Source organism: Pontibacter sp. MBLB2868, from assembly GCF_051904785.1.
In the GTDB taxonomy this organism is placed as follows: domain Bacteria; phylum Bacteroidota; class Bacteroidia; order Cytophagales; family Hymenobacteraceae; genus Pontibacter.
Genome location: NZ_CP196710.1, coordinates 901,767 through 921,367 on the forward strand (window position 1 = coordinate 901,767; position 19,601 = coordinate 921,367).

At 47.8% G+C, this 19,601-nt stretch carries 19 protein-coding genes; 12 read left to right on the top strand and 7 right to left on the bottom strand.

Going from position 1 to position 19,601, the window contains the following annotated elements:
- The first annotated feature begins 97 nt into the window (after window positions 1-97).
- Together ACSX1A_RS03925 and ACSX1A_RS03930 are read left to right on the top strand one after the other, a co-directional pair.
- Window positions 98-1,612: a SpoVR family protein gene (locus ACSX1A_RS03925; RefSeq protein WP_439882312.1), complete on the top strand. Its 1,515-nt coding sequence runs from the start codon at window positions 98-100 to the stop codon at window positions 1,610-1,612.
- Between the two features lie 221 nt (window positions 1,613-1,833).
- Window positions 1,834-3,969, top strand: a complete 2,136-nt coding sequence (locus tag ACSX1A_RS03930; protein ID WP_439882313.1) for an elongation factor G — start codon at window positions 1,834-1,836, stop codon at window positions 3,967-3,969.
- Between the two features lie 90 nt (window positions 3,970-4,059).
- Here ACSX1A_RS03930 and ACSX1A_RS03935 read toward each other — a convergent pair whose 3' ends face one another.
- Complete coding sequence (locus tag ACSX1A_RS03935) at window positions 4,060-5,280, bottom strand: GAF domain-containing sensor histidine kinase (protein WP_439882314.1); 1,221 nt, start codon at window positions 5,278-5,280, stop codon at window positions 4,060-4,062.
- Window positions 5,281-5,519: 239 nt separating this feature from the next.
- Here ACSX1A_RS03935 and ACSX1A_RS03940 point away from each other — a divergent pair, with 239 nt between their 5' ends.
- Entirely contained in the window at window positions 5,520-6,083 is a 564-nt protein-coding gene (locus ACSX1A_RS03940; protein ID WP_439882315.1) for a fasciclin domain-containing protein, read from the top strand.
- A 91-nt stretch (window positions 6,084-6,174) separates the two neighbouring features.
- Here the strand turns inward: ACSX1A_RS03940 and ACSX1A_RS03945 are convergent, their stop codons facing one another.
- The 4 genes from ACSX1A_RS03945 to ACSX1A_RS03960 all read right to left on the bottom strand — a co-directional run bounded on the left by ACSX1A_RS03945 (window position 6,175) and on the right by ACSX1A_RS03960 (window position 9,325).
- Complete coding sequence (locus ACSX1A_RS03945) at window positions 6,175-6,480, bottom strand: hypothetical protein (RefSeq protein WP_439882316.1); 306 nt, start codon at window positions 6,478-6,480, stop codon at window positions 6,175-6,177.
- A 42-nt stretch (window positions 6,481-6,522) separates the two neighbouring features.
- Complete coding sequence (locus ACSX1A_RS03950) at window positions 6,523-7,422, bottom strand: phosphorothioated DNA-binding restriction endonuclease (protein WP_439882317.1); 900 nt, start codon at window positions 7,420-7,422, stop codon at window positions 6,523-6,525.
- Window positions 7,423-7,572: 150 nt separating this feature from the next.
- Window positions 7,573-8,091 (bottom strand): transposase, encoded by a 519-nt coding sequence (locus tag ACSX1A_RS03955; RefSeq protein WP_439882318.1) that lies wholly within the window; start codon window positions 8,089-8,091, stop codon window positions 7,573-7,575.
- Window positions 8,092-8,767: 676 nt separating this feature from the next.
- Window positions 8,768-9,325: a 3'-5' exonuclease gene (locus ACSX1A_RS03960; RefSeq protein ID WP_439882319.1), complete on the bottom strand. Its 558-nt coding sequence runs from the start codon at window positions 9,323-9,325 to the stop codon at window positions 8,768-8,770.
- 348 nt (window positions 9,326-9,673) lie between these two features.
- Here ACSX1A_RS03960 and ACSX1A_RS03965 point away from each other — a divergent pair, with 348 nt between their 5' ends.
- From ACSX1A_RS03965 to ACSX1A_RS03985, 5 genes are all read left to right on the top strand, one after another.
- Window positions 9,674-10,495: a hypothetical protein gene (locus ACSX1A_RS03965; protein WP_439882320.1), complete on the top strand. Its 822-nt coding sequence runs from the start codon at window positions 9,674-9,676 to the stop codon at window positions 10,493-10,495.
- A gap of 155 nt (window positions 10,496-10,650) precedes the next feature.
- A complete protein-coding gene (locus ACSX1A_RS03970) occupies window positions 10,651-11,091 on the top strand; it encodes a hypothetical protein (RefSeq protein ID WP_439882321.1) in 441 nt (146 codons plus the stop codon).
- 4 nt (window positions 11,092-11,095) lie between these two features.
- On the top strand, window positions 11,096-12,178 hold the full coding sequence (locus ACSX1A_RS03975) for a toxic anion resistance protein (protein WP_439882322.1): 1,083 nt from the start codon (window positions 11,096-11,098) through the stop codon (window positions 12,176-12,178).
- Window positions 12,179-12,181: 3 nt separating this feature from the next.
- Entirely contained in the window at window positions 12,182-12,358 is a 177-nt protein-coding gene (locus ACSX1A_RS03980; RefSeq protein WP_439882323.1) for a hypothetical protein, read from the top strand.
- Window positions 12,355-13,203, top strand: coding sequence for a hypothetical protein (locus tag ACSX1A_RS03985; RefSeq protein ID WP_439882324.1), 849 nt, complete (start codon window positions 12,355-12,357; stop codon window positions 13,201-13,203). The genes ACSX1A_RS03980 and ACSX1A_RS03985 overlap by 4 nt, the downstream gene beginning before the upstream one ends.
- A 19-nt stretch (window positions 13,204-13,222) precedes the next feature.
- On the opposite strand, the gene ACSX1A_RS03990 is transcribed toward ACSX1A_RS03985, so the two are convergent.
- Window positions 13,223-13,834: a hypothetical protein gene (locus ACSX1A_RS03990; protein WP_439882325.1), complete on the bottom strand. Its 612-nt coding sequence runs from the start codon at window positions 13,832-13,834 to the stop codon at window positions 13,223-13,225.
- A gap of 138 nt (window positions 13,835-13,972) precedes the next feature.
- Between ACSX1A_RS03990 and gpmI the strand changes: the two genes are divergently transcribed.
- Entirely contained in the window at window positions 13,973-15,514 is a 1,542-nt protein-coding gene (gpmI, locus tag ACSX1A_RS03995) for a 2,3-bisphosphoglycerate-independent phosphoglycerate mutase (RefSeq protein WP_439882326.1), read from the top strand.
- Between the two features lie 15 nt (window positions 15,515-15,529).
- Here gpmI and gap read toward each other — a convergent pair whose 3' ends face one another.
- Window positions 15,530-16,540, bottom strand: coding sequence for a type I glyceraldehyde-3-phosphate dehydrogenase (gap, locus tag ACSX1A_RS04000; protein WP_439882327.1), 1,011 nt, complete (start codon window positions 16,538-16,540; stop codon window positions 15,530-15,532).
- A 683-nt stretch (window positions 16,541-17,223) separates the two neighbouring features.
- Between gap and ACSX1A_RS04005 the strand changes: the two genes are divergently transcribed.
- From ACSX1A_RS04005 to ACSX1A_RS04015, 3 genes are all read left to right on the top strand, one after another.
- Window positions 17,224-17,895: a hypothetical protein gene (locus tag ACSX1A_RS04005; protein WP_439882328.1), complete on the top strand. Its 672-nt coding sequence runs from the start codon at window positions 17,224-17,226 to the stop codon at window positions 17,893-17,895.
- A 150-nt stretch (window positions 17,896-18,045) separates the two neighbouring features.
- Entirely contained in the window at window positions 18,046-18,984 is a 939-nt protein-coding gene (locus tag ACSX1A_RS04010) for a hypothetical protein (protein ID WP_439882329.1), read from the top strand.
- A gap of 111 nt (window positions 18,985-19,095) precedes the next feature.
- Window positions 19,096-19,560: a hypothetical protein gene (locus ACSX1A_RS04015; protein WP_439882330.1), complete on the top strand. Its 465-nt coding sequence runs from the start codon at window positions 19,096-19,098 to the stop codon at window positions 19,558-19,560.
- The last annotated feature ends 41 nt before the right edge of the window (window positions 19,561-19,601 follow it).

Here is a 19,601-nt window from a genome sequence, read left to right on the forward strand (position 1 = left end):
CAGTTATAAACTGACATCATGTACAGCCGCAAGTTGCGCTGATGCTAAACTTGCGGCATGATCAGTTCTGGCTACCTGAATCTTAAATCATTAGCAAATGACAGATAAAGAAAAATACAGAGCGATGTTTTGTGATCCCAACTGGGGCTACGAAACGCTGGAGGCAGCAGATGAGGTGATCAGCAGGATAGGCCGGGAGTACCTGAAACTGAAGACCTATCCGAACCAGATAGAGGTCGTGACCTCGGAGCAGATGCTGGATGCTTATGCCCTGACCGGTTTGCCAACGTCTTACCCGCACTGGAAATTCGGGAAGGACTTTGTGCTGAACCAGAACAACTATACCAAGGGCCGCATGGGGCTGTCCTATGAGCTGGTGATCAACTCTAACCCCTGCATCAGCTATAACATGGAAAACAATTCTACCTGCATGATGCTGCTGGTGATTGCCCATGCCTGCCAGGGCCATAATGCCTTTTTTGCCAATAACTACATGTTCCTGGACTGGACCTCTGCGGAGTCTATTGTAGACTACATGGTGTTTGCGCGCGATTTTATACTTAAGTGCGAGGAAGAGTATGGCGAAGAGGAGGTGGAGCGGGTACTCGATGCCGCCCATGCCCTGATGAACCATGGCGTTGACAAGTATAAAAAGCCCTCCCGGCTATCGGCCCGTGAAGAGAACGAAAGGCTGAAGAAGCTTACCCACATTAGAAGGGAAAACTATAACGAGATCTGGCGTACGCTTCCAAACGCCCCCGAAATGCCGGAGGCACTGACAGGGGAAGAGCACAAATTTCCGAAAGAGCCTGAAGAGAACATCCTGTATTTCATAGAAAAGTATGCGCCAACCTTACCGGTCTGGAAGAGGGAGATCATCCGGATCGTGCGCAAGGTGGCGCAGTATTTTTACCCGCAGGGCGCAACCAAGGTCATGAACGAGGGTTTTGCCACTTTTACACACTACCACATCATCAATAAAATGTTTGATGAAGGCTACGTGAACGATGGCTTTATGCTGGAATTTATAAAGAGCCATAGCGGCGTGCTCTACCAGCCCGAGTACAACAGCAAGTTCTATTCAGGATTAAACCCTTATACCTTGGGCTTTAATATTTTCATGGACATCAAGCGCATGTGCCAGGAGCCTACCGCCGAGGACAGGCAGTGGTTCCCGGACCTGGTGGGCAAAGACTGGCTGGAGCAGGTGCATTACGTGATGGAAAACTTCCGCGACGACAGCTTTATTCTGCAGTACCTGTCTCCGAAGGTTATCCGCGATATGAAACTGTTTACCATCCTGGACGATGAGGACGAGGACGAGTATGAGATAGGGGCTATCCACAACGAACGGGGCTATAGAAAGGTGCGCGAACAACTCAGCCACCAGTACGACCGCTCGTTTCATGTGCCTAACATACAGGTAACAAAAGTAGACCTGCACCAGACAAGTAAGCTATCCCTGACACACTACATCCAGAAAGACCGCCGCCTGGATGCCGACAGCACCCTGTCCACGCTGGAGCATATCCAGTATTTATGGGGTTTTCCGGTAGAGCTCCATTCCCGGAACAAGCTGGGGATAAACGAAAACTCTTTTGAAGTGAAGTAAGCGCTGCAGCACCTGCCTTTGCAGCATAAAATGCCACGCATTTCCTAAAAAGTAGTGCGTGGCATTTTATTGATGTTAAAAAGAACCTTTTTGTGTTTGTTCTCGATAAGTAAAATATAGATTCCTGAGGCACAGGCTTTAGTGGATGTGTCTCCCGTTTACCCCTTCTTTCTGAACTGTAGTTTTATCGGGCGATAAGCCATAACCTGAATGCTGTCCTTATGAAGACGTACGACGAAAAACACATCAAGAACATTGCGCTTATAGGCCCTGCTAAAAGCGGCAAGACCACCCTGGCCGAAACCATGCTGTTTGAAGCAGGCATCATCAACAGACGTGGTGCAGTGGAGGAGAACAACACCGTATCCGATTACCATGAGGTAGAGCATGACCGGGGTAACTCGGTATATGCCACCAGCCTGCACACCGAGTGGCGGGACTATAAGATCAATATCATGGATACCCCGGGCCTCGACGATTTTGTTGGGGAGGTGATCTCCTCGATAAGGGTATGCGATACGGCAGTGCTGCTCCTGAATGCCCAGAACGGTGTGGAGGTAGGCACCGAGTTGCTCTGGAACTACGTGGACCGCTATAAAAAACCTACCATACTGGCTGTGAACCAGCTGGATTCAGGCCGGTCTAATTTCGCGCAGACCATAGAGGAAGCCAAGGCCTTCTTCGGCTCTGCAGTTACCATCATGCAGTACCCTTTAAACCAGGGCGTAGGCTTCGATAGCATTGTGGACCTGCTTAAAATGGTACTCTATAAGTTTCCGGAGGAAGGGGGCAGGCCGGAGAAGCTCCCGATACCTGACAGTGAGCGGGAGCGTGCCAATACCCTGCACAACGAGCTGGTAGAAAAAGCTGCGGAGAATGATGAAGGGCTGATGGAGAAGTATTTTGAAAAAGGAACCCTGGATGAGGATGAGTTGCGGCAGGGGCTGAAGATAGGTATGATGAAGCATGAGGTGTTCCCGGTTTTTTGCCTGTCAGCCAAAAAAGACATGGGGTCGGGCCGCATGATGGGCTTTATTGATAACGTAGCGCCCTCCGCCATCGAAATGCCTGCTGAACATACAGAGGAGGGCCAGGAAGTGCCCTGCAAAGTAGAAGCCCCTACACGTTTGTTCATGTTTAAAACACTCATAGAACCACGGCTGGGCCGTTTGTCTTTCTTTAAAGTGCTTGCCGGGGAGGTGGCGATCGGTACGGAACTGCAGAACGAGAAGACCAATGTAACAGAGCGCATCGGCCACCTGTTTATTACCGACGGTAAAAACCGCAACCCGGTGGAGCGCCTGAAAGCAGGTGACATCGGGTGTACCTTAAAACTGAAAAATACCTATACCAACCAAACCCTCAGTGGCAAAGGGGCAACCGGCAGCATACAGCCAATTGAGTTTCCGGACCCTAAAATGCGGGTAGCCGTTGAAGCCGTTAACAAGCAGGACGAGGAGAAGCTGGGCGAGGTGCTTCATGAGATACACATAGAAGACCCGACCGTGGAAGTGACCTACAACCCGGAGCTGAAGCAGCTTATACTTGCCACCCAGGGAGAGCTGCACCTGATGGTAACCCGCTGGAGGCTGGAGCACGTGTACAAAATGCAGGTAGAATTCCAGAAAGTGAAGATCCCGTACCGCGAAACCATCCAGAAAGCCGCCGTGTCCTCTTACCGCCATAAAAAGCAATCGGGTGGTGCCGGCCAGTTCGGGGAAGTGTCTATGAAGGTGGAGCCATACTACGAGGGCATGCCACCGATGAAGGAGTACCCGGTGCGGGGCACGGAAACCATTGAGCTGCCTTGGGGTGGCAAACTGGTGTTTAACAACTGCATTGTAGGTGGTGTGATAGATGCCCGCTTCCTGCCCTCCATCCTGAAAGGGGTGATGGAAAAGATGGAGCAGGGGCCCCTGACAGGTTCTTACGTACGCGATGTGCAGGTAAGCGTTTTTGATGGCAAGATGCACCCCGTAGACAGCAACGATATTTCATTTAAAATAGCGGGCATGATGGCTTTCCGGGAGGCGTTCCTGCAGGCCGAGCCGCAACTGCTGGAGCCAGTACATGAGATAGAGGTGCTGGTGCCGACCTCCTTACTGGGCGATGTGATGACGGAACTGCAGATACGCAGAAGCATCATCCTGAACATGGAAATGGAAGAAGAATACCAGGTGATCAAGGCCCGCACGCCGCAGGCCGAACTTGACCAGCTGCTGTCGTCGTTACGGAACCTGAGCCAGGGCCGCGCCATTGTACGCAGCCATTTCTCCGAATACGCCCCTGTGCCTGCCGAAATGCAGAAACAGATAAGCGAGGAATACAGCAAGGCAGAAATGGCTGAGATGCATTAATGCCTATACTTTTTGTATCGGTTGTATAAAAAAATACCCGGCCCGGTACCTACGAAAAAGGGTACCGGGCCGGGTATTTTTATGCCAGCACTAGTCTTTTGGCACAGGTAGTTTTATATCAAAGGTAGTTCCCTGGCCGGGGGTAGAAATAATGTCCATGGAACCCTTTAGTCCGTCGACCAGGTATTTTACCAACGGCAGGCCAAAGCCGTAGCCCTGCTCACCCTTTGTGCCATCGGTAGATGTTGCAGACTGCCCGCTCAGGATGTCCTCCAGCTTCTGTTTATCCAGCCCAACCCCTGAGTCGCTTACCTGTATGTGCAGCGTTCTTGATTTTTCTGCTACTAACAGATCCAGGTTTACAGAAACAACCCCGTTGGCGGGGGTAAACTTTATGGCATTCGAGATCAGGTTGCCCGTTATCTGCAGTAGCTTGTTTTTAGGGAAAGGGGCAACGCCATGATCCGGGTTAATATTCACTTTAAAGTTAATGCCCTTGTTCACAGCCTGCGGCTGGTAAAGTTTCTCCAGTTTATCCTTGAACAGGAGCAGGTTAAGCTCATGCTCTTTCAGTTCCGGATTTTTTTGGGATGCTTTCAGTTCGGAGTTCAATATCTCGTCTGCGAGTTCGAGCAGCGAAGTGCCGCTCTTCTGAATCAGGCGGATAAACTCCAGCACCTCCTCCAGTTTATTCTGGTCGCCCTGGCTGCTGATCAGTTCGGCTAAACCGATGATGCCGCCAATGGGACCACGAATATCATGGGCTACGCGTTTCTTAACTTCTTTGGCTTCGTTTAGCTCGTTGCTGAGGGAGTTGATCGCCTGCAACATTACCAGGCGGTTCACGATCTCATCGGCAATGATCTTGAGCAGCTCGATCTTCTCGGGGTTTAATGCCCTTGCTTCCTTATCCAGCACACACAAGGCCCCTATATTATTACCTTTTTTGGTGGTAAGCGGAATGCCGAAGTAATACCTGAAGTTGGGGTCGTTCTTTACATAAGGCTTATCCTTAAAACGATCATCCAGGGATAGGTCCAGAACCTGGAACTGCTCTTCCTCCATAATAGTGTACTGGCAAACAGAATCTTCACGAGGCATCTGCTCCAGCTGGTAACCATGGCATGATATTGTCCATTGGGTAAACGAATCGATCAGGTTTACCAGCGAAATATCGGTGCCAGCTACGCGCGCGGCTAACTTGGTCAGGTCTTTAAACCGTTCATTCAGATTGCTGTAATCCAGGTCAAGTTCAGAGAGGTCTATAACCCGGCTAAACTCGTTGTTAGGGATAGGAGGGTTCTGGTGCATGGTTAATATAATTTATGAAACATAAAGTTGTGAGGATAATCTGAGAATTACTAATACTTGCAGCATAGCACACTTAATACTTTTGCTTTGCTGCGCGATGAGAAAGATCCGGCCCGGGGATGGGGCAAATAAGGGTACTGGCAGGTATTTATCGTGGGAGTAATCTATAAGTTATTGAACAATAAGATGTTTACCTGGTTAATGTCGTATAAATCTAATTTGAACTTAAACAACAAACTATGAAAAAGGTAAGCATGTATGTTTGTGCGGCATTCCTGTTCTTCGGGTGCAGCAGCAACGAGCAAACAGCAGAGACATCGGAGACGATGACCGCTGAAACAGAGACCATGGCTACAGAAGAGCCAATGGAGCAAACGGATATGGCTAAGCCTGATATTGTGGCGCTGGCATCCAACACTCCTTCCTTATCCACGCTGGTGAAGGCCCTGCAGGCCGCTGACCTGGCCGGTACGCTGCAGCAAGGTGGCCCTTATACCGTGTTTGCGCCAACTGACGAAGCTTTTGCCGCATTGCCAGCCGGTACCCTGGATAATTTATTGAAGCCTGAAAACAAGCAGCAACTCGTAGACATCCTTACTTACCATGTAGCAGAGGGCAATGTGATGGCCTCTGATCTTTCGGACGGAATGATGGTAAAAACCCTGAATGGTAAGGACCTGAAGGTAATGATGAGCGGTGATAAAGTGATGATCAACGATGCCACTGTTACCATGCCTAATGTGGAAGCATCTAAGGGTGTGGTACACGTTATCGACAAAGTGATGTTGCCGCCAGGTATGTAAAAGCAGTAAACTTAATTCCTATAGTAAGGCACCAGCCAGGGCATAGTACGCCGGGCTGGTGTTTTTTTTGTAGATGACACTCCAAATGCGATCAGGAATAATGTACCTCCAGCTCGTTAGCGTCGAGGCCATAGGCAATGCCGCGTTTCAGAATCACTCCACCCGGATGGGCAGGATCGCGAAGGTCTTTTTCAATCTCGTCAATAGTTGTTTTCAGGGTATCGCCCTCAAAAAAGCGGAACCATACTTTCCTGTCCGATTCTTCCTCCTCCTCAGACTGTACCTGCAGCTCTACATACCTTAGCCGCTCTATCAGTTCGTCGAGGTCGATCTTGTTGTCCAGGTACAGGTTAAAAGCTTCCCGGACAATGGTGGTGTATTGTGGTTGATGAGACATGAGGTGCTGGTGAAGTATGAGCTGCAAGATAACAAGTATAAACTACAGATCGCGGTAGCTGCCTTTGAAAACTTCGTTTACGTGCCAGCTGGTGAATTCTGGTTCGGGATAAAAGGATTTTTTTTGAGGTGCTTGTATCGATTTGCCATGGTGCTGCAACAGCCATTCGTTTGAGCCAACACCATTTACTTCGTCAGATACCAACATACGCAGGTCGGCATTAATGGTAAATGCCCCGAGGTCAAACAGCTTATGATGCGTGGCGCAAAGGGCTAAGCCGTTTACCTCTACATCAGGTCCGCCAGCCTGGTGCCACATGATGTGCGCAGCTTCCAGGGCTAAAATTTTATGTTTAAGCCGAACCCCAAAACCACATACAGCACATTTATACTCATAGGCTTTCAATATACTTTCCCTGAAAAGCGGGTCCCGTCTTCGGCTTTGCTTCGTTCCGGATGTTGCAGGCCCTGCTGTAATATCAAGTCCTACTGCATCTAGTATATCCTGGTGGAGTGTGTCCGGAAAATTCTGCTCCAGAATAGATTCAGCAACACTTTTTAGCAGTTCCGGGTTTTGCTTTAGCTGCTGCGTTACGGCATCCGGAAATTTACCCTGCAGGTCGTGGTCACGTAGAAATTTGGAGCTATAATCCTGCTTCGTATCCAGCAGTTCCGGTTTATTGAACTGCCAAAGGTTATCATTCGCCAGTTTAGTAAAAGGCAAGTTAGGATATAGCGTTTTACGTTGTGGCCCAAAATCAAGTAACAGGTCCTTAAGCTTCGGTTCTATACTTGTGTAAGGTATAAAACCGGTGTTTCCTCGCTGTATTTCTCCTAAAGCCAGTAGCATGAGGAGCGGCTTGTGTGGCGCTCTGGTGCCTTTACTTTTCCAGGTGTTGATGTTCTGGAAGTGGGAGAGGAGGTCTTGTGATGTCGCTGTCAAATGATTAGAGCTATGGCTTTATAGAAAGGTTATTGTGGCGTTTTTAAATATAATCACTTTAGTCATCTAAAAGTAGTGAATTATCGCCGTTGTTGGTGTTTATTGCCGTTGTTGGTGTTATCACCAACAACTTAGCTGCCAGCAAGCGCTTTAGTCCCTATAGTGCGTTAGAAAGCCGAATTCATCCACATTATCAAAATAGTATCGAGCTGATGAGTAGTGATAATCCTCCGGCAGAGCCGCCAAGTGCCACTTCTCCTGTATAGGGTTGTTATGTATATAGTCCATTTTCTGTTCTGTAACAGCTGTAGAGTAGCAGTAAACTGACAGTGTGTTTCGCTCCCATAGTTGGTACTGCCGGTCTTTAGCTCCAACACGGAACTTCTCTAGCACTGCAGGGTACTGCTGCTTCAGGTCGAACTTTATCTGTTGCGCCGTATACTTCAGAAAATCTCGCTGCACATCTTCTCGCTTGTATAGTTCTTCCATCTTCCAGAGCAAGTGGATGTGGTTCGGCATGATCACGAATCCATAAATTTTCACGCGCTTGTTCTCAACCAAAAACCGCAGGCTGCTCAGGATGATAGCTTTGTATTTATCTGGCTTCAGCAGGTGCTTCCACTCAAGTATTGTGGCGGTGAAGAAGGCTATGTGCTGCTGCTCGTGCATCCCGGGCTATCGTAGTTTAATTGTTGGTGATAACACCAACAATGGCGGAAACATGCCGCGCATTTAGTCGGCGGCATACCAGAAATCGTTTTCAACATCTATATCCGCATTTGCCTTGGCGGTGGGGATATAGTCGTTGGACACCTATACTTATACTCGTTTTTAAAACAGCCTTCAAGGTACGGAATATAGTAGGATGTTGAGTAGAAAAATATAGTTTAATATTAATATTATTGAGCTAAGTATAAAGCGTAGCCCATGGGTGATACTGCCGGGAGATGGCTTTTGGGTGTACCTGGTACTAAAATGGATAGGGGAATCAAGTAAAGAACCAACACATCCACCTGCCTTTAAAAGGGATCCTTTTACAAGTCCCTAGCTACAGTTACCTCATATTGCTTTGGTACAGTAAAAAACAACAAACAATCCTGTATTATAGGTAGTTACATACTTAAAAGCTACAGGCTTTATCTTCTAATTTAAACTTATTCGCCTATGACTCCCAATACTGCACTTGCTTTACTACTTGTTGGCTCACTGGCTTATTTCGCTATTGAACTGGTAGTGGAGAAGCAAAACTTATAGGGTAAAGCTGCTGTGTTGCTGCAGGCAAACCGGAAGCTATGTAAAGTTGGTTATCGTTTTACCCCGATGCTATAGCTTTGTTATATAGCTATCAGACCCGGCTGATCTTACTTCCCATCTTAACGGTAAACTCCGCCTCCGATGCCGTACCCGTCAGTTCAATTGCTTTCAGCGACAAAGCGGCGCAGGCATGGGCGTCAGAAGCGGCACGGTGATGCAGGAAACTGATGCGGTGCATGTTGCAGAGCGTTTTCAGGTCATACTTGTGCATGCCTTTCCAGATGTTTTTTGAAAATTGCAGGCTGCAGGAATAGCGTGTTTCCTGGGGCAGCGGAATGTTATAAGTTGCCAGGGTTTTGCGAAGCACGCTCATATCAAAGCTCGCATTGTGCGCGATCAGAAACTGCCCCTCCAGGTACGGCTTCAGCACCGGCCACAGCTCCCGGAAATCCGGCTGGTCTTTCACATCGGAAGGCAGAATGCCATGCACGGCCACATTAAATGAGTTGAAGTGGGGGTAATACAAAGGCTTGATCAGCCAGGAACGCGTTTCAATAATTTGCTTGTTCCGGACTACAGTTAAACCAATCTCACAAGGGCTGTCTCTTTGCGGCGTTGCCGTCTCAAAATCTATCGTCACAAAATCCATAGCGCAATTTAAGGATTATTGCAGATAGGTTACCGGAAATTCTGCCCCGCGACGCCTCTACATAGACACAGTGTTTATACCTGGCCCACAGAGAAAGAAACAGCATTCTGAGCTCCTTAAGCCACCAGTTCTACCTAGGCAGGAAGGAGCTAGTTCCTGTAGCAGCGTGTATTTTGTGTTCATAACCGGACGCATTTGTACAGTTCTGGACAGCCAGCTAGTCCCTAGTAGCCAGAATTAACCCTTTAAACTACTGTTTTTTATTAAGAATTAGGAATATCTAATTCTGGCATAAAAATTGTCTGCTAAAAATTAATAAAGTACAAATAAACCTATGAAAAAATCATTATGAGTGCAAAACGACTATTTCTGATTGCCGGACTAAGCTTGTCTGTCATCACGTTCTCTTCCTGTACAAAAGAAGAAGTTCTGCCTGCTTCTACGGGCATTCCTACCACAGGAAATCCTTCGACGCCACCGCCGGTTACGCCGCCTCCCACCAACCAGACACCCCCACCTGTTTCTAACAGTAGTATGCTGAAGCAGATGGGCACGCGGGTTTTTAAATACGATACACAGAACCGCCTGACAGAAGTGGATTACACAGATCAAATAACATTGGGCTATACTGTTGTGTATGAAGGTGATAAACCTGCAAAACTGATTTTTAAGAACGGCAACTACCTGCTTTATACTTATTCCGGCGATAAAGTGGTGGAGGCTGTACGGTATTACAGAGAGAACAAAGTAAACTATCGCTACACCTTTGCCTATACCGGTGACAAGCTGGTAAAAATGACAACGCTAAGTTATGCGACTTCCGATGAAGGACGGCTGGGCATAACGGAGTATAAGTACAACGCCAGTGGCAACATGACAGAGCTGGCCACGAGCTGGTCAACCAGCAACCGCATCCAGGATCTGGGGCCGGCATCCATAATCAGGTGGGGAAGTTTTGATTCTAATCCGAATCCGGTGCCTTTTGCCGAAAGCTCATATTATCTGCCTGGTGTAAAGCTCTTCAGCAATAACCCGGGCTTTAGGGACGCAGGCTCCGGCAAAGAATTTTATACCTATGCCTACCACAGTTCCGGCATGCCCGTAGAGCGCTCCACCAGGCTGGAGGCATACCCAGGTGCCGGGCCATTTATTGAAAGATACGCGTACTAAGGCTTGCAAAACCCTTTCACCTGTTTCGAAACAGCCGTTTTACCTGAAGGTAAGGCGGCTGTTTTGCTTTTAAGGTCATATTCCTCGACTCCATCGGAGCAATACGCGTATAGGAAGTATAGTATATCTTATCGACTAAATAGTACAATCTGACTATGTTAATTTTTTGGACCTTAGTGATAGGGGCAGTACTGGGCTACATGTACGGCCACTATATAAAACCTAATCTCCGCCTGCGCAAAGCCATAAAGGCTGCCCGGGAAACCTGCGAAACAGCCCTGCAGGAGGGAAACAAAGGTGTTTACCGCACCATCATAACAGATCATAACCAATCGTCGGAGCTTACGGTAGAGGTACAGGAGCTCGCCGTAACGCAGGCCGGACAAGTGAAAGTAGCCTATATCAACGCATTTTATAAAAACCCGGACTTCAGGAACAGGAAAGGGGAGGCGCTGCTGCGCGAGGTGCGCGAGTTGCTGGGTGACTACCTGCCCCGCAACGAAATTGAGTGGTATGAGAACAGCGAACGCCGGGAGCAGGTAAAAGAACAGATCAAGAACTTAGACAACCTTCATAAACAATACTTCGGAACCTGAAAAAATGGAAAACACCAACATTACGTTAGTAGAAGATAAAGAGCTGATACAGCAGAGAGCCCAGGATATTTCAAAAACCCTGGACCCGGAAAAACCCGAGACACTCACCAACTTCGGCGTCGAGACGCAACGCAAGTTAGGATACTACTCAAATGAGCTGCTCACTAAAGTAAGGGCAAAGGACTCCGGTGATGCCGGTACCGCCATTCACGAACTGCTCTCCCAGATCAACATGATCAAAATAGACGAGCAGGAAAAGCGTGGCCTCCTGTCGCGTTTGCCTTTCGGTAAAAAGATACAGGACAGATCGAAGCGTATCGCCTCGCAGTACAATACCATTGCCGAAAATGTGGATGATGTGGTGGTAAAGCTGGAGAAGACCCGTCAGAGCATCCTGAAAGATTCCACGAGCCTGGATGTGATGTTTAAACAAGCCGTGGAGTATATCCATGAGGTGCGATCGGTGATCTCTGCAGGCAAGATAAAAATAGAGGAGATAGAGAACGAAACCATTCCGAAGCTGCAGGAAGAGGTGGAGCGCAGCAACCAGGACGAACTGGCCGTGCAGCGCCTGAGCGATATGGTAGCTTTTAAGGAGCGACTCGAAAAGAAAGTGCACGACCTGACCCTATCGCATACCATTGCCACGCAGGCGATGCCCCAGATCCGGATGATCCAGAATACCAATGAGGTACTTGCCCAAAAGATACAGGACTCCATCGTGACGGTGATACCTGTCTGGCGCCAGCAGGTGGCTATTGCCCTGGGCCTGGAGAAACAGCGCAAGGCACTGGAGATACAGAAAAAGGTGACCGACACGACCAACGAAATGCTGCTCAAGAACTCACAGTTGCTGAAGACAAACGTGGTGAACGCCGCCAAAGAAAATGAACGCGGCATTGTAGATGTGGAAACCCTGAAAAAGGTGAACCGCGACATGGTGGAAACCCTCGATGCCGTGCTGAAGATATCCGAAGAGGGTAGCCGCAAGCGCGAGGAGGCTGTTAAAGAGCTTGCCGAAGTGCAGGAAGAGCTCAACAACAAGATCCTCAGCACGTTCAGTAAATCGAAACAAATTGAGTCGTAACCCATGGCTACAGATAAAACCAGGCACCTGACACCCCATGCGCTCCTGAGCCGTGAGCAGGAGGAGCTTTTAGACAGGTATATTCAAAAGCTGGACAGCTATTTTGAGGAGCTGAAGGCAGCGGAAAAGCTACGGGTAGAAATTGAAACGGAACACCTTAAAAAGATTCTTTCCAGATGATCGGGTTCCTGCGTCAGTTGTTCGGGCTCCGGGGGGTAACGGGCAACAGAACGGTAGTGGGTAGCCCGGAAAACCTGGCCGTGAAGGACCTGCCGTATATCCGGGAGTCGAATAGAAGGCTGGAGGAACTGCAGGAGCTGTATTCCAGTTACAAAGGTACGCCGCACGCACAGAAGATATTTACTGTTTACGAAAAGTCTAAGCGCATCCATGCTTACCTGGTAAGCCGGAACAGGGCACACGAGCTCGAGCTTTTTCATCTGAAGCATACCGATCATTTTCTGAGCACCTTTACCGCCATCATAGATGTGCACCAGCACCGCTACCCGCACGTGCAGCACCAGGACAAAGCACCGGCTCCTCCCAAACCGGCACAGCGTCCGGAGGTGGTGGGCAGGACATTTGTGCTGGGCCCTTTCAGGAGGGAAAGCAAGGAGGTGAAAGCGGTGCAGATGCAGAGCCGCGAAACCAACCAGCGCATTTTTGTGGAAGCAAGGCAGGTAAAAGCGGATGTGACCCACCTGCCTGTTCCCGATATTTCCATAGACACTTTTTCCCGAATCGTGTACATGCGGGAGGATATTTCAGACGGATTTACAACCAATGAGATCGGCTATACTTCGTCGGCGGAAGAAAAGGAGGCTTTTGTGAATTATGTATCTGCCCTGATGGGCATAACAGGGGTGGACTATGTTGGCAATGCCATGGTTTACCTGCCGGTGCCTGCTGCTGCATCAGAACCTGCCGAAATGGTGCCGGTCATACACTGGAACGGTTCCCCATATGCGCTGAGCCTGGAAGAGAAGCGGCTGTATGCGGTAAACACCTTCAGGAAGAGCAGGTAAGCGCAGGCAAATGCCCTGCTTAGCCGAAATTTTTCTCTGCTGCCTCTCGTATTGCCTTGTCAAGCTGCAGGCTGCTTTCAACTAGCATGTTGCAAATATTTTTCAGGTTCTGGTCCAGTTCCATGCGGTCAAGTACTTTGGCAAGGCCCATTATATTTGCCAGTGGCCTCCTGATAATGTGCGACTGATGGAAAGAGATTTCGCGCAGCACGCTCTCTTTCTGGCTTAACTGCGAACGAACACTCCGGAGCTGTTCATCATAGGCCACGTATGCCGTAATGTCGTAGCCGAGGCAGAACATACCTGCCGGCTGGTTAGCCTCGTCAAAAAGCGCTTTATACTCCCACTGTGTAATAATATACCCACCTTTTCCGTCGTGTTTGCGAATAGTGGCCGGGAAGGTGCTCTCAGGGTTTGCAAAGCACTTAACCGCTACTTCCTCACACACCTTTGTATCGTCGGCGTGCATGGTTATCCAATACGGTTTACCTACTACTGGCCCATGGATATGATCAAAAGCCTTAGAATAGCAGTTATTCACATAAGAATAGTTGCCATCCATGCTGGTAGCGATAACATAGTAAAAGGTGGAGTCCTCCAGTAGCTTCTTGGTTTCCTCAAAGTTCGTCATAAAGCAAAATTAAGCGAAGCTGTAAATAATTATACATAGCGGGGCCTGAGAATTTAATATTTTTAGTGGGATGGTGCAGGCAGGGCATAGTTATGCACTGCAAATAACAGAAGTATAAGGAACAGACGTATAAAAGTAATGGCTAAGAAAATACTACTGATGATCCTGGATGGATGGGGCATCTCAAAAGAAGGAGAAGAAGGTGTGTCGGCTATTGCGCAGGCCAATACACCTTTTATGGATAAAGTATGGAAAGAGCAGCCGCATTGCCGTTTGCATGCGCATGGCGTAGACGTGGGCTTGCCGGAAGGGCAGATGGGTAACTCAGAGGTCGGGCATATTAACATCGGTGCGGGACGCGTGGTATACCAGGAGCTTATGAAGATAAACCTGGCCATTGAAGACCGCAGCCTGCACAAGAACAAACTGCTGCTCGACAACCTGGCTTATGCCAGGCAACATAACAGGAAAGTGCATTACATGGGGCTGGTATCGGATGGCGGTATTCATGCGCACATTGCTCACCTGGAAGCACTTTGTACCATTGCCCGGGAGCAGGAAGTGAAGGAGCTGTATGTGCATGCCTTTACCGACGGCAGAGATGCCGACCCTAAAAGCGGCATCGGTTTCCTGGAGGACCTGGAAGGACACCTGCAAAAGACCACCGGTAAGCTGGCCAGTATTACAGGGCGCTACTATGCCATGGACCGTGGCAGGAACTGGGGGCGTACCGCTATCGCCTACCAGGCACTCGTGAACGGGAAAGCAGATACCTACGTAGTGGCTGACGCTTGGCAGGAGGCAGTGCTGAAGAAGTATAAAAACGGGGAAACAGATGAGTTCATAAAACCTATTGTGTTAACCGAGCAGGGAAAGCCGGTGGCAACCATACAGGAAGGTGATGTGGTGGTCTGCTTTAACTTCCGGACCGACAGGGCACGGCAGATCACGGAGGCGCTAACGCAGCGCGATTTCCCGGAATTTCAAATGCACACGCTCAAGCTCCACTACCTGACCATGACCCGCTACGATGAGACTTATAAAAATGTGGGGGTGCTGTTTGAACGCGAGAACCTGAAAAATACGCTGGGGGAGGTGCTGGCCAAAGCAGGGAAGAAACAACTCCGGATAGCTGAATCAATTAAATACCCGCATGTCACTTACTTTTTCAATGGCGGCCAGGAAAAGGAATTTAAAGGCGAAGAGCGGATCCTGGTAGACTCGCCGGATGTAGCCACCTTTGATGAGAAGCCGGAGATGAGTGCCGCAGGTATCCGCGATGCCGTTATACCTGAGCTAAAGCAACAGGCCTATGATTTTGTATGCCTCAACTTTGCCAATGCCGATATGGTTGGCCACACCGGCGACATGCAGGCAGCTATTATCGCCTGCGAAACCGTGGACAGCTGTACACAGGCTGTTGCTGAAGCAGCACTGGAGGCAGGCTATGCCGTTATCATACTTGCGGACCATGGGAATGCCGAAAAAATGAAGAATCCGGATGGCTCCCCGTTCACGGCGCATACCAGTAACCCGGTGCCTTGTATTTTGCTTGGAGCAGGCAAAGGAGTAAAACTTAATGACGGACGGCTGGGCGATGTAGCTCCCACCATACTATCTCTCATGCACATTCCTGTACCGGAAGAGATGACCGGGCGCGTGCTGATCGAAAAGAGCTGATATAAAGCCCCGACCTTAAGAAGCCATTACCATGCTTGCCACATGCTTGGCTTCCCGAACCATCTGGGAGGCATAGCCCCATTCATTGTCGTACCAGCTCATGATCTTGACCAGGTCGCCGCCCACTACCTGCGTCATGCTCAGGTCTACAATGGAGCAGCGTGAGTCCTGGATTATATCTGATGATACCAGTTCATCATCTGTAGCCCCCAATACTCCCTTGTAGCGGTCGCTGCCGGCCTCCTCCCGCAGTATAGAGTTGATCTCATCTACAGTAGTTTCGCGGGCTGTTACCATGTTCATGTCGGCAATAGAGCCGGCAGGTACGGGTCCCCGGATAGCTGCCCCGTCAAACTTACCCTCCATTTCCGGTAGCGCCCTTGCCGTTGCTTTGGCGGCTCCGGTAGAAGTAGGTACAAAGTTGGCGGCTGCAGCCCGGCCTCTCCTGATCTTTTTGTTTGGTCCGTCAACCAGGCTTTGGCTGGAAGTATAGGCATGGATGGTGGTCATGTTCGCTTTTCGGATGCCAATGCGTCGATTGATGATCTCCACAACAGGTGTGATGCAGTTGGTTGTGCAGCTGGCACAGGATATGATCGTTTCGTTGTTCTCCTCACCGGAGTTCACCCCGAACACGATGGTCTTGATGTCTTCGCTCTTTGCGGGTGCCGAAAGTATAACCCGTTTAGCACCGGCCTCCAGGTGCTTTTGCAGATCCTCCCGTTTCGTGAAAACACCGGAGCACTCAAATACCAGGTCAACACCCAGGTCTTTCCAGGGGAGTTTTGCCGGATCTTTCTCATGCAGTACTTTATAGGCTTGCCCGTCAATGGTCAGCTTATCATCTGCCGCTTCCACTGTTTTATGATAACGGCCATATACCGTATCATACCTGAGCAGGTAAGCCAGGTTGTCGGCTGGCACCAGGTCATTTATGGCTACCAGTTTAAAGTCGGTACTATCCAGGATTATCTTTAAAGTAGCGCGGCCTATGCGCCCCAAACCATTTATTGCCACATTCACCATAATTATTCAATTTAGATGTTTTAAAGCTCATGTAACAGCCTCACTAACAAGTAGGTGTTACGTTCAGAATACTTTCTATGGTTATACTGCTTTGAGTGAAATCAGTTAATAGAATAACTGCAGTATGTTGTGGGTTAAAATGCTTGCTAGCTGACCTTTACAATTTCACATGATCCGTTTATATGCAGGAGCGTGATACCAGAATCTTGCAACAGCGAAACCGTGGGCCGATGGCCTGGCTCCATCAGCCACCGCCCGACAGACGGGGCAAATGGAGCCAGGTTTATAAATTGTATCAGGCAGGCACAGGAGGCCCTATGAAGCTATTTTAGGGGAATGTGAGATGGTGGAGAGAAGTATGGGTTTACTTTCCGATGCAGAATTTGAAATATCAATGGCTGTCAATTAGTTACATGGTTTGAGTAACAACAGGGTAACAAAAACACAGGGTGTACAAAAAGTGCATATTTCCTGTCAATAATTCCTAGAATCAATGCTCATCCACTGGATATCATGTGTCATCTCAGTTCAACAGTGTAGACTTTACAAGCTTGTAATGATTGTAGTTTCATCAATATAAAACATACTTTTGATCATAATGCTTTCCCGGTAAGCTTATAAAAGAGTTTTGAATTTCCATGTTATGTCCAGGTAAATGTAAACTACAATATAAAGGTGTATATATGAATTTATTAGACGGTAGCCAATTCAATAAAGATGGCCTCAATTCTTTACTTGAGCAGTTTGGAAACGATGAAGAAGCATTTTTAAAGTTTGCTATTCGAAACGTTTACTATATTAATCCTGCTAAAGTAAATACTCGCTGGATACAGTTAAAGGGAATGATTGATAAAACTGGTGAAGGAGTCATTCGGCATACTTCAACGGTTTTTGAAACTGATAAGAAAACGGCTACAAAGGAATACTCGAAACTTTGTCTAGAGGAAAACGGAATCGAGTTGCTTGTTAGAGCAGACAGAGATGGGAATGCAGAAGTAAGAAAGATTTTCAAAGAGCTTACTGGCATACTTTCATCAAACGGAAAGAGATCCAATGTTTCGAATTATACATTGACCCACATTTGGGGCATTACAGATAACCCATACACTTTCACAGCCCCATGGAATATTGCGTTAACCTCCACCTTCATTGCACCCCTAACAGACGGTAAGCCAGATCAAGCGCATATAAGATATTTATTTCAATCTACTTTCAGGGCGATCGCATGGCTTCTGTATGATGGGGTAGAGGGATGGCAAGAAATCATTCTTAGGAAAAAACTCAAGCCAACTGATGAGTACTTTACTCTTGCAGAAAAACTTATAAAAAATGGAAGTGTAAAGGTAATTGAATAAAAAAGCCAGTACACCTACATTTTGGGCAGCATATGTACAGAACTTTAGGTGTACTGGAGCCTTTCCGTAATCTGACTCCCTATTTTGTAATCCATTTCTACTGATAGGATCTATCATCGTTTTCAATATTTTCTGAATCCACAGCTAACTATGAATACAGGCGATTCACACACAATCAAAATAGTAGGAGTGGGAGATGTAGGCTATGATACTATCAGCTACATTTCAAAATATCTAATTGTTGATCAACAAGAGCACGTGAGCAATGTAAAAGCCTTTTTTGTCTCTTCGACCGGTGTTCCTGTAGTGGCTTTAGGTAGCGACATCTCTGTGGGGAGGCACATTGAAATAAAAGGAGGTGCAGAAAATAGAGAAGTGCTTACAAGTGATCAGGAGTTAACCGATTCTTTGTGCAGGGCAACTGCCATCATGTTTATTGTGGTGGAAGCGGATAGGAGAGAAGCTATGGGTGCAGCATCTTTCATTACCCAGGCAGCAAGAAGTGTGGGTGTCATTACGATAGGAATTGTTGTAGCTCAATCCGATCTTATAGAGAACTCCGCTAAAGATGATACTAAAAAGCTCCTTAGTTTATCGGACTCTCTCATCGTCTTACTAAGAGACAAGTTGCTTAGCAGAGCTCCTACATCAAACACTAAAGGTGCCTATATAGGCCAATTATCAAATTTTACCTTCAAGACAGGGTATGCTTTAATGGATAGTCTTACAACAAGAGCTGAAGTGAACATTAGTATAGCAGATGTGCGAAAGGTACTGGGGAAGGCTGGGATGGCTGTGGTAGGCACAGCAGTCACTACAGGTGAACGTCGCGCGTTGACAGCTGCACAGCAAGTTACTTCTATTGCTCTTCAACAAAAAGACAATATACAGGGTGCCCGCAGAGTGCTGCTCTCCATTATGACAGGAGTAGAGGCAGGACTTGAAATAGAAGAACTGTCTTTGATTACTGACTATATTCAAGAAAGAGCTGGCGTTAATGGCGAGATCATTTTCGGCTATGGTACTAGAACTGACCTAAAAGGCAGCATTTCATTGACGCTTATTGCAACTGACTTCTCTCCGCTTTGATAAGTCAAGGCACTTCGTCCACAAGAACATGGCGAAATGTTACAAGCTTGCAGAAAATCCTTAAGAAGGATACCTTAGGTTACTTTTGTAGCAACTAATATTTGTTATGCTATGATCAGTCATCCTTATCCCTTTTTGACTCCCGGTAGTGCTGAGGATAAACTCTATGTTGCTTTTAACCGCTTTATAGCCAAAGGTGCTTTTTCCTATGGAGCCGATGAAGATACTGCCTTGAACCTACTCCGGGAAGAGTGTGCACAAAAGTGGTCAGCACAGATTGCTCCGGGTATGGCAAATAGCTATCTAGATACTTTGAGAATGGGATATAAAGATGGGTTGACACTTATTGAAGCTTCGGGTTCTCCGTCAACTTTGCTTGATGATATAGCACGAGCTTATTATGGAGAAACAGAGCTCATGGGGCCAGATGTATCCTTCACTTGGCCAGATGGCCGGATCTCCCGTGTCATTCGCTTGCTTGGCACTTACACCTTCACTGAGTCAAATGTAATGTACGTGCGTCATGAGTTCATTAGCTGTCCAGGTAAAATCAATCATGTGTTGAAATACAAGTAACCTTTATAGCTCTTCAAATTAACTAACACCATTCTTTATAA

Excerpts from the sequence above, each read along its gene's own strand:
- ACSX1A_RS03930 (WP_439882313.1), top strand. The coding sequence starts at position 1,834 with ATGAAGACGTACGACGAAAAACACATCAAGAACATTGCGCTTATAGGC.
- ACSX1A_RS03975 (WP_439882322.1), top strand. The coding sequence starts at position 11,096 with ATGGAAAACACCAACATTACGTTAGTAGAAGATAAAGAGCTGATACAG.
- ACSX1A_RS03980 (WP_439882323.1), top strand. The coding sequence starts at position 12,182 with ATGGCTACAGATAAAACCAGGCACCTGACACCCCATGCGCTCCTGAGC.
- gap (WP_439882327.1), bottom strand. The coding sequence starts at position 16,540 with ATGGTGAATGTGGCAATAAATGGTTTGGGGCGCATAGGCCGCGCTACT.
- ACSX1A_RS03955 (WP_439882318.1), bottom strand. The coding sequence starts at position 8,091 with ATGCACGAGCAGCAGCACATAGCCTTCTTCACCGCCACAATACTTGAG.
- gpmI (WP_439882326.1), top strand. The coding sequence starts at position 13,973 with ATGGCTAAGAAAATACTACTGATGATCCTGGATGGATGGGGCATCTCA.
- ACSX1A_RS03965 (WP_439882320.1), top strand. The coding sequence starts at position 9,674 with ATGAGTGCAAAACGACTATTTCTGATTGCCGGACTAAGCTTGTCTGTC.
- ACSX1A_RS03945 (WP_439882316.1), bottom strand. The coding sequence starts at position 6,480 with ATGTCTCATCAACCACAATACACCACCATTGTCCGGGAAGCTTTTAAC.
- ACSX1A_RS04005 (WP_439882328.1), top strand. The coding sequence starts at position 17,224 with ATGAATTTATTAGACGGTAGCCAATTCAATAAAGATGGCCTCAATTCT.
- ACSX1A_RS03960 (WP_439882319.1), bottom strand. The coding sequence starts at position 9,325 with ATGGATTTTGTGACGATAGATTTTGAGACGGCAACGCCGCAAAGAGAC.
- ACSX1A_RS04015 (WP_439882330.1), top strand. The coding sequence starts at position 19,096 with ATGATCAGTCATCCTTATCCCTTTTTGACTCCCGGTAGTGCTGAGGAT.
- ACSX1A_RS03940 (WP_439882315.1), top strand. The coding sequence starts at position 5,520 with ATGAAAAAGGTAAGCATGTATGTTTGTGCGGCATTCCTGTTCTTCGGG.
- ACSX1A_RS03925 (WP_439882312.1), top strand. The coding sequence starts at position 98 with ATGACAGATAAAGAAAAATACAGAGCGATGTTTTGTGATCCCAACTGG.
- ACSX1A_RS04010 (WP_439882329.1), top strand. The coding sequence starts at position 18,046 with ATGAATACAGGCGATTCACACACAATCAAAATAGTAGGAGTGGGAGAT.
- ACSX1A_RS03990 (WP_439882325.1), bottom strand. The coding sequence starts at position 13,834 with ATGACGAACTTTGAGGAAACCAAGAAGCTACTGGAGGACTCCACCTTT.
- ACSX1A_RS03985 (WP_439882324.1), top strand. The coding sequence starts at position 12,355 with ATGATCGGGTTCCTGCGTCAGTTGTTCGGGCTCCGGGGGGTAACGGGC.
- ACSX1A_RS03970 (WP_439882321.1), top strand. The coding sequence starts at position 10,651 with ATGTTAATTTTTTGGACCTTAGTGATAGGGGCAGTACTGGGCTACATG.
- ACSX1A_RS03935 (WP_439882314.1), bottom strand. The coding sequence starts at position 5,280 with ATGCACCAGAACCCTCCTATCCCTAACAACGAGTTTAGCCGGGTTATA.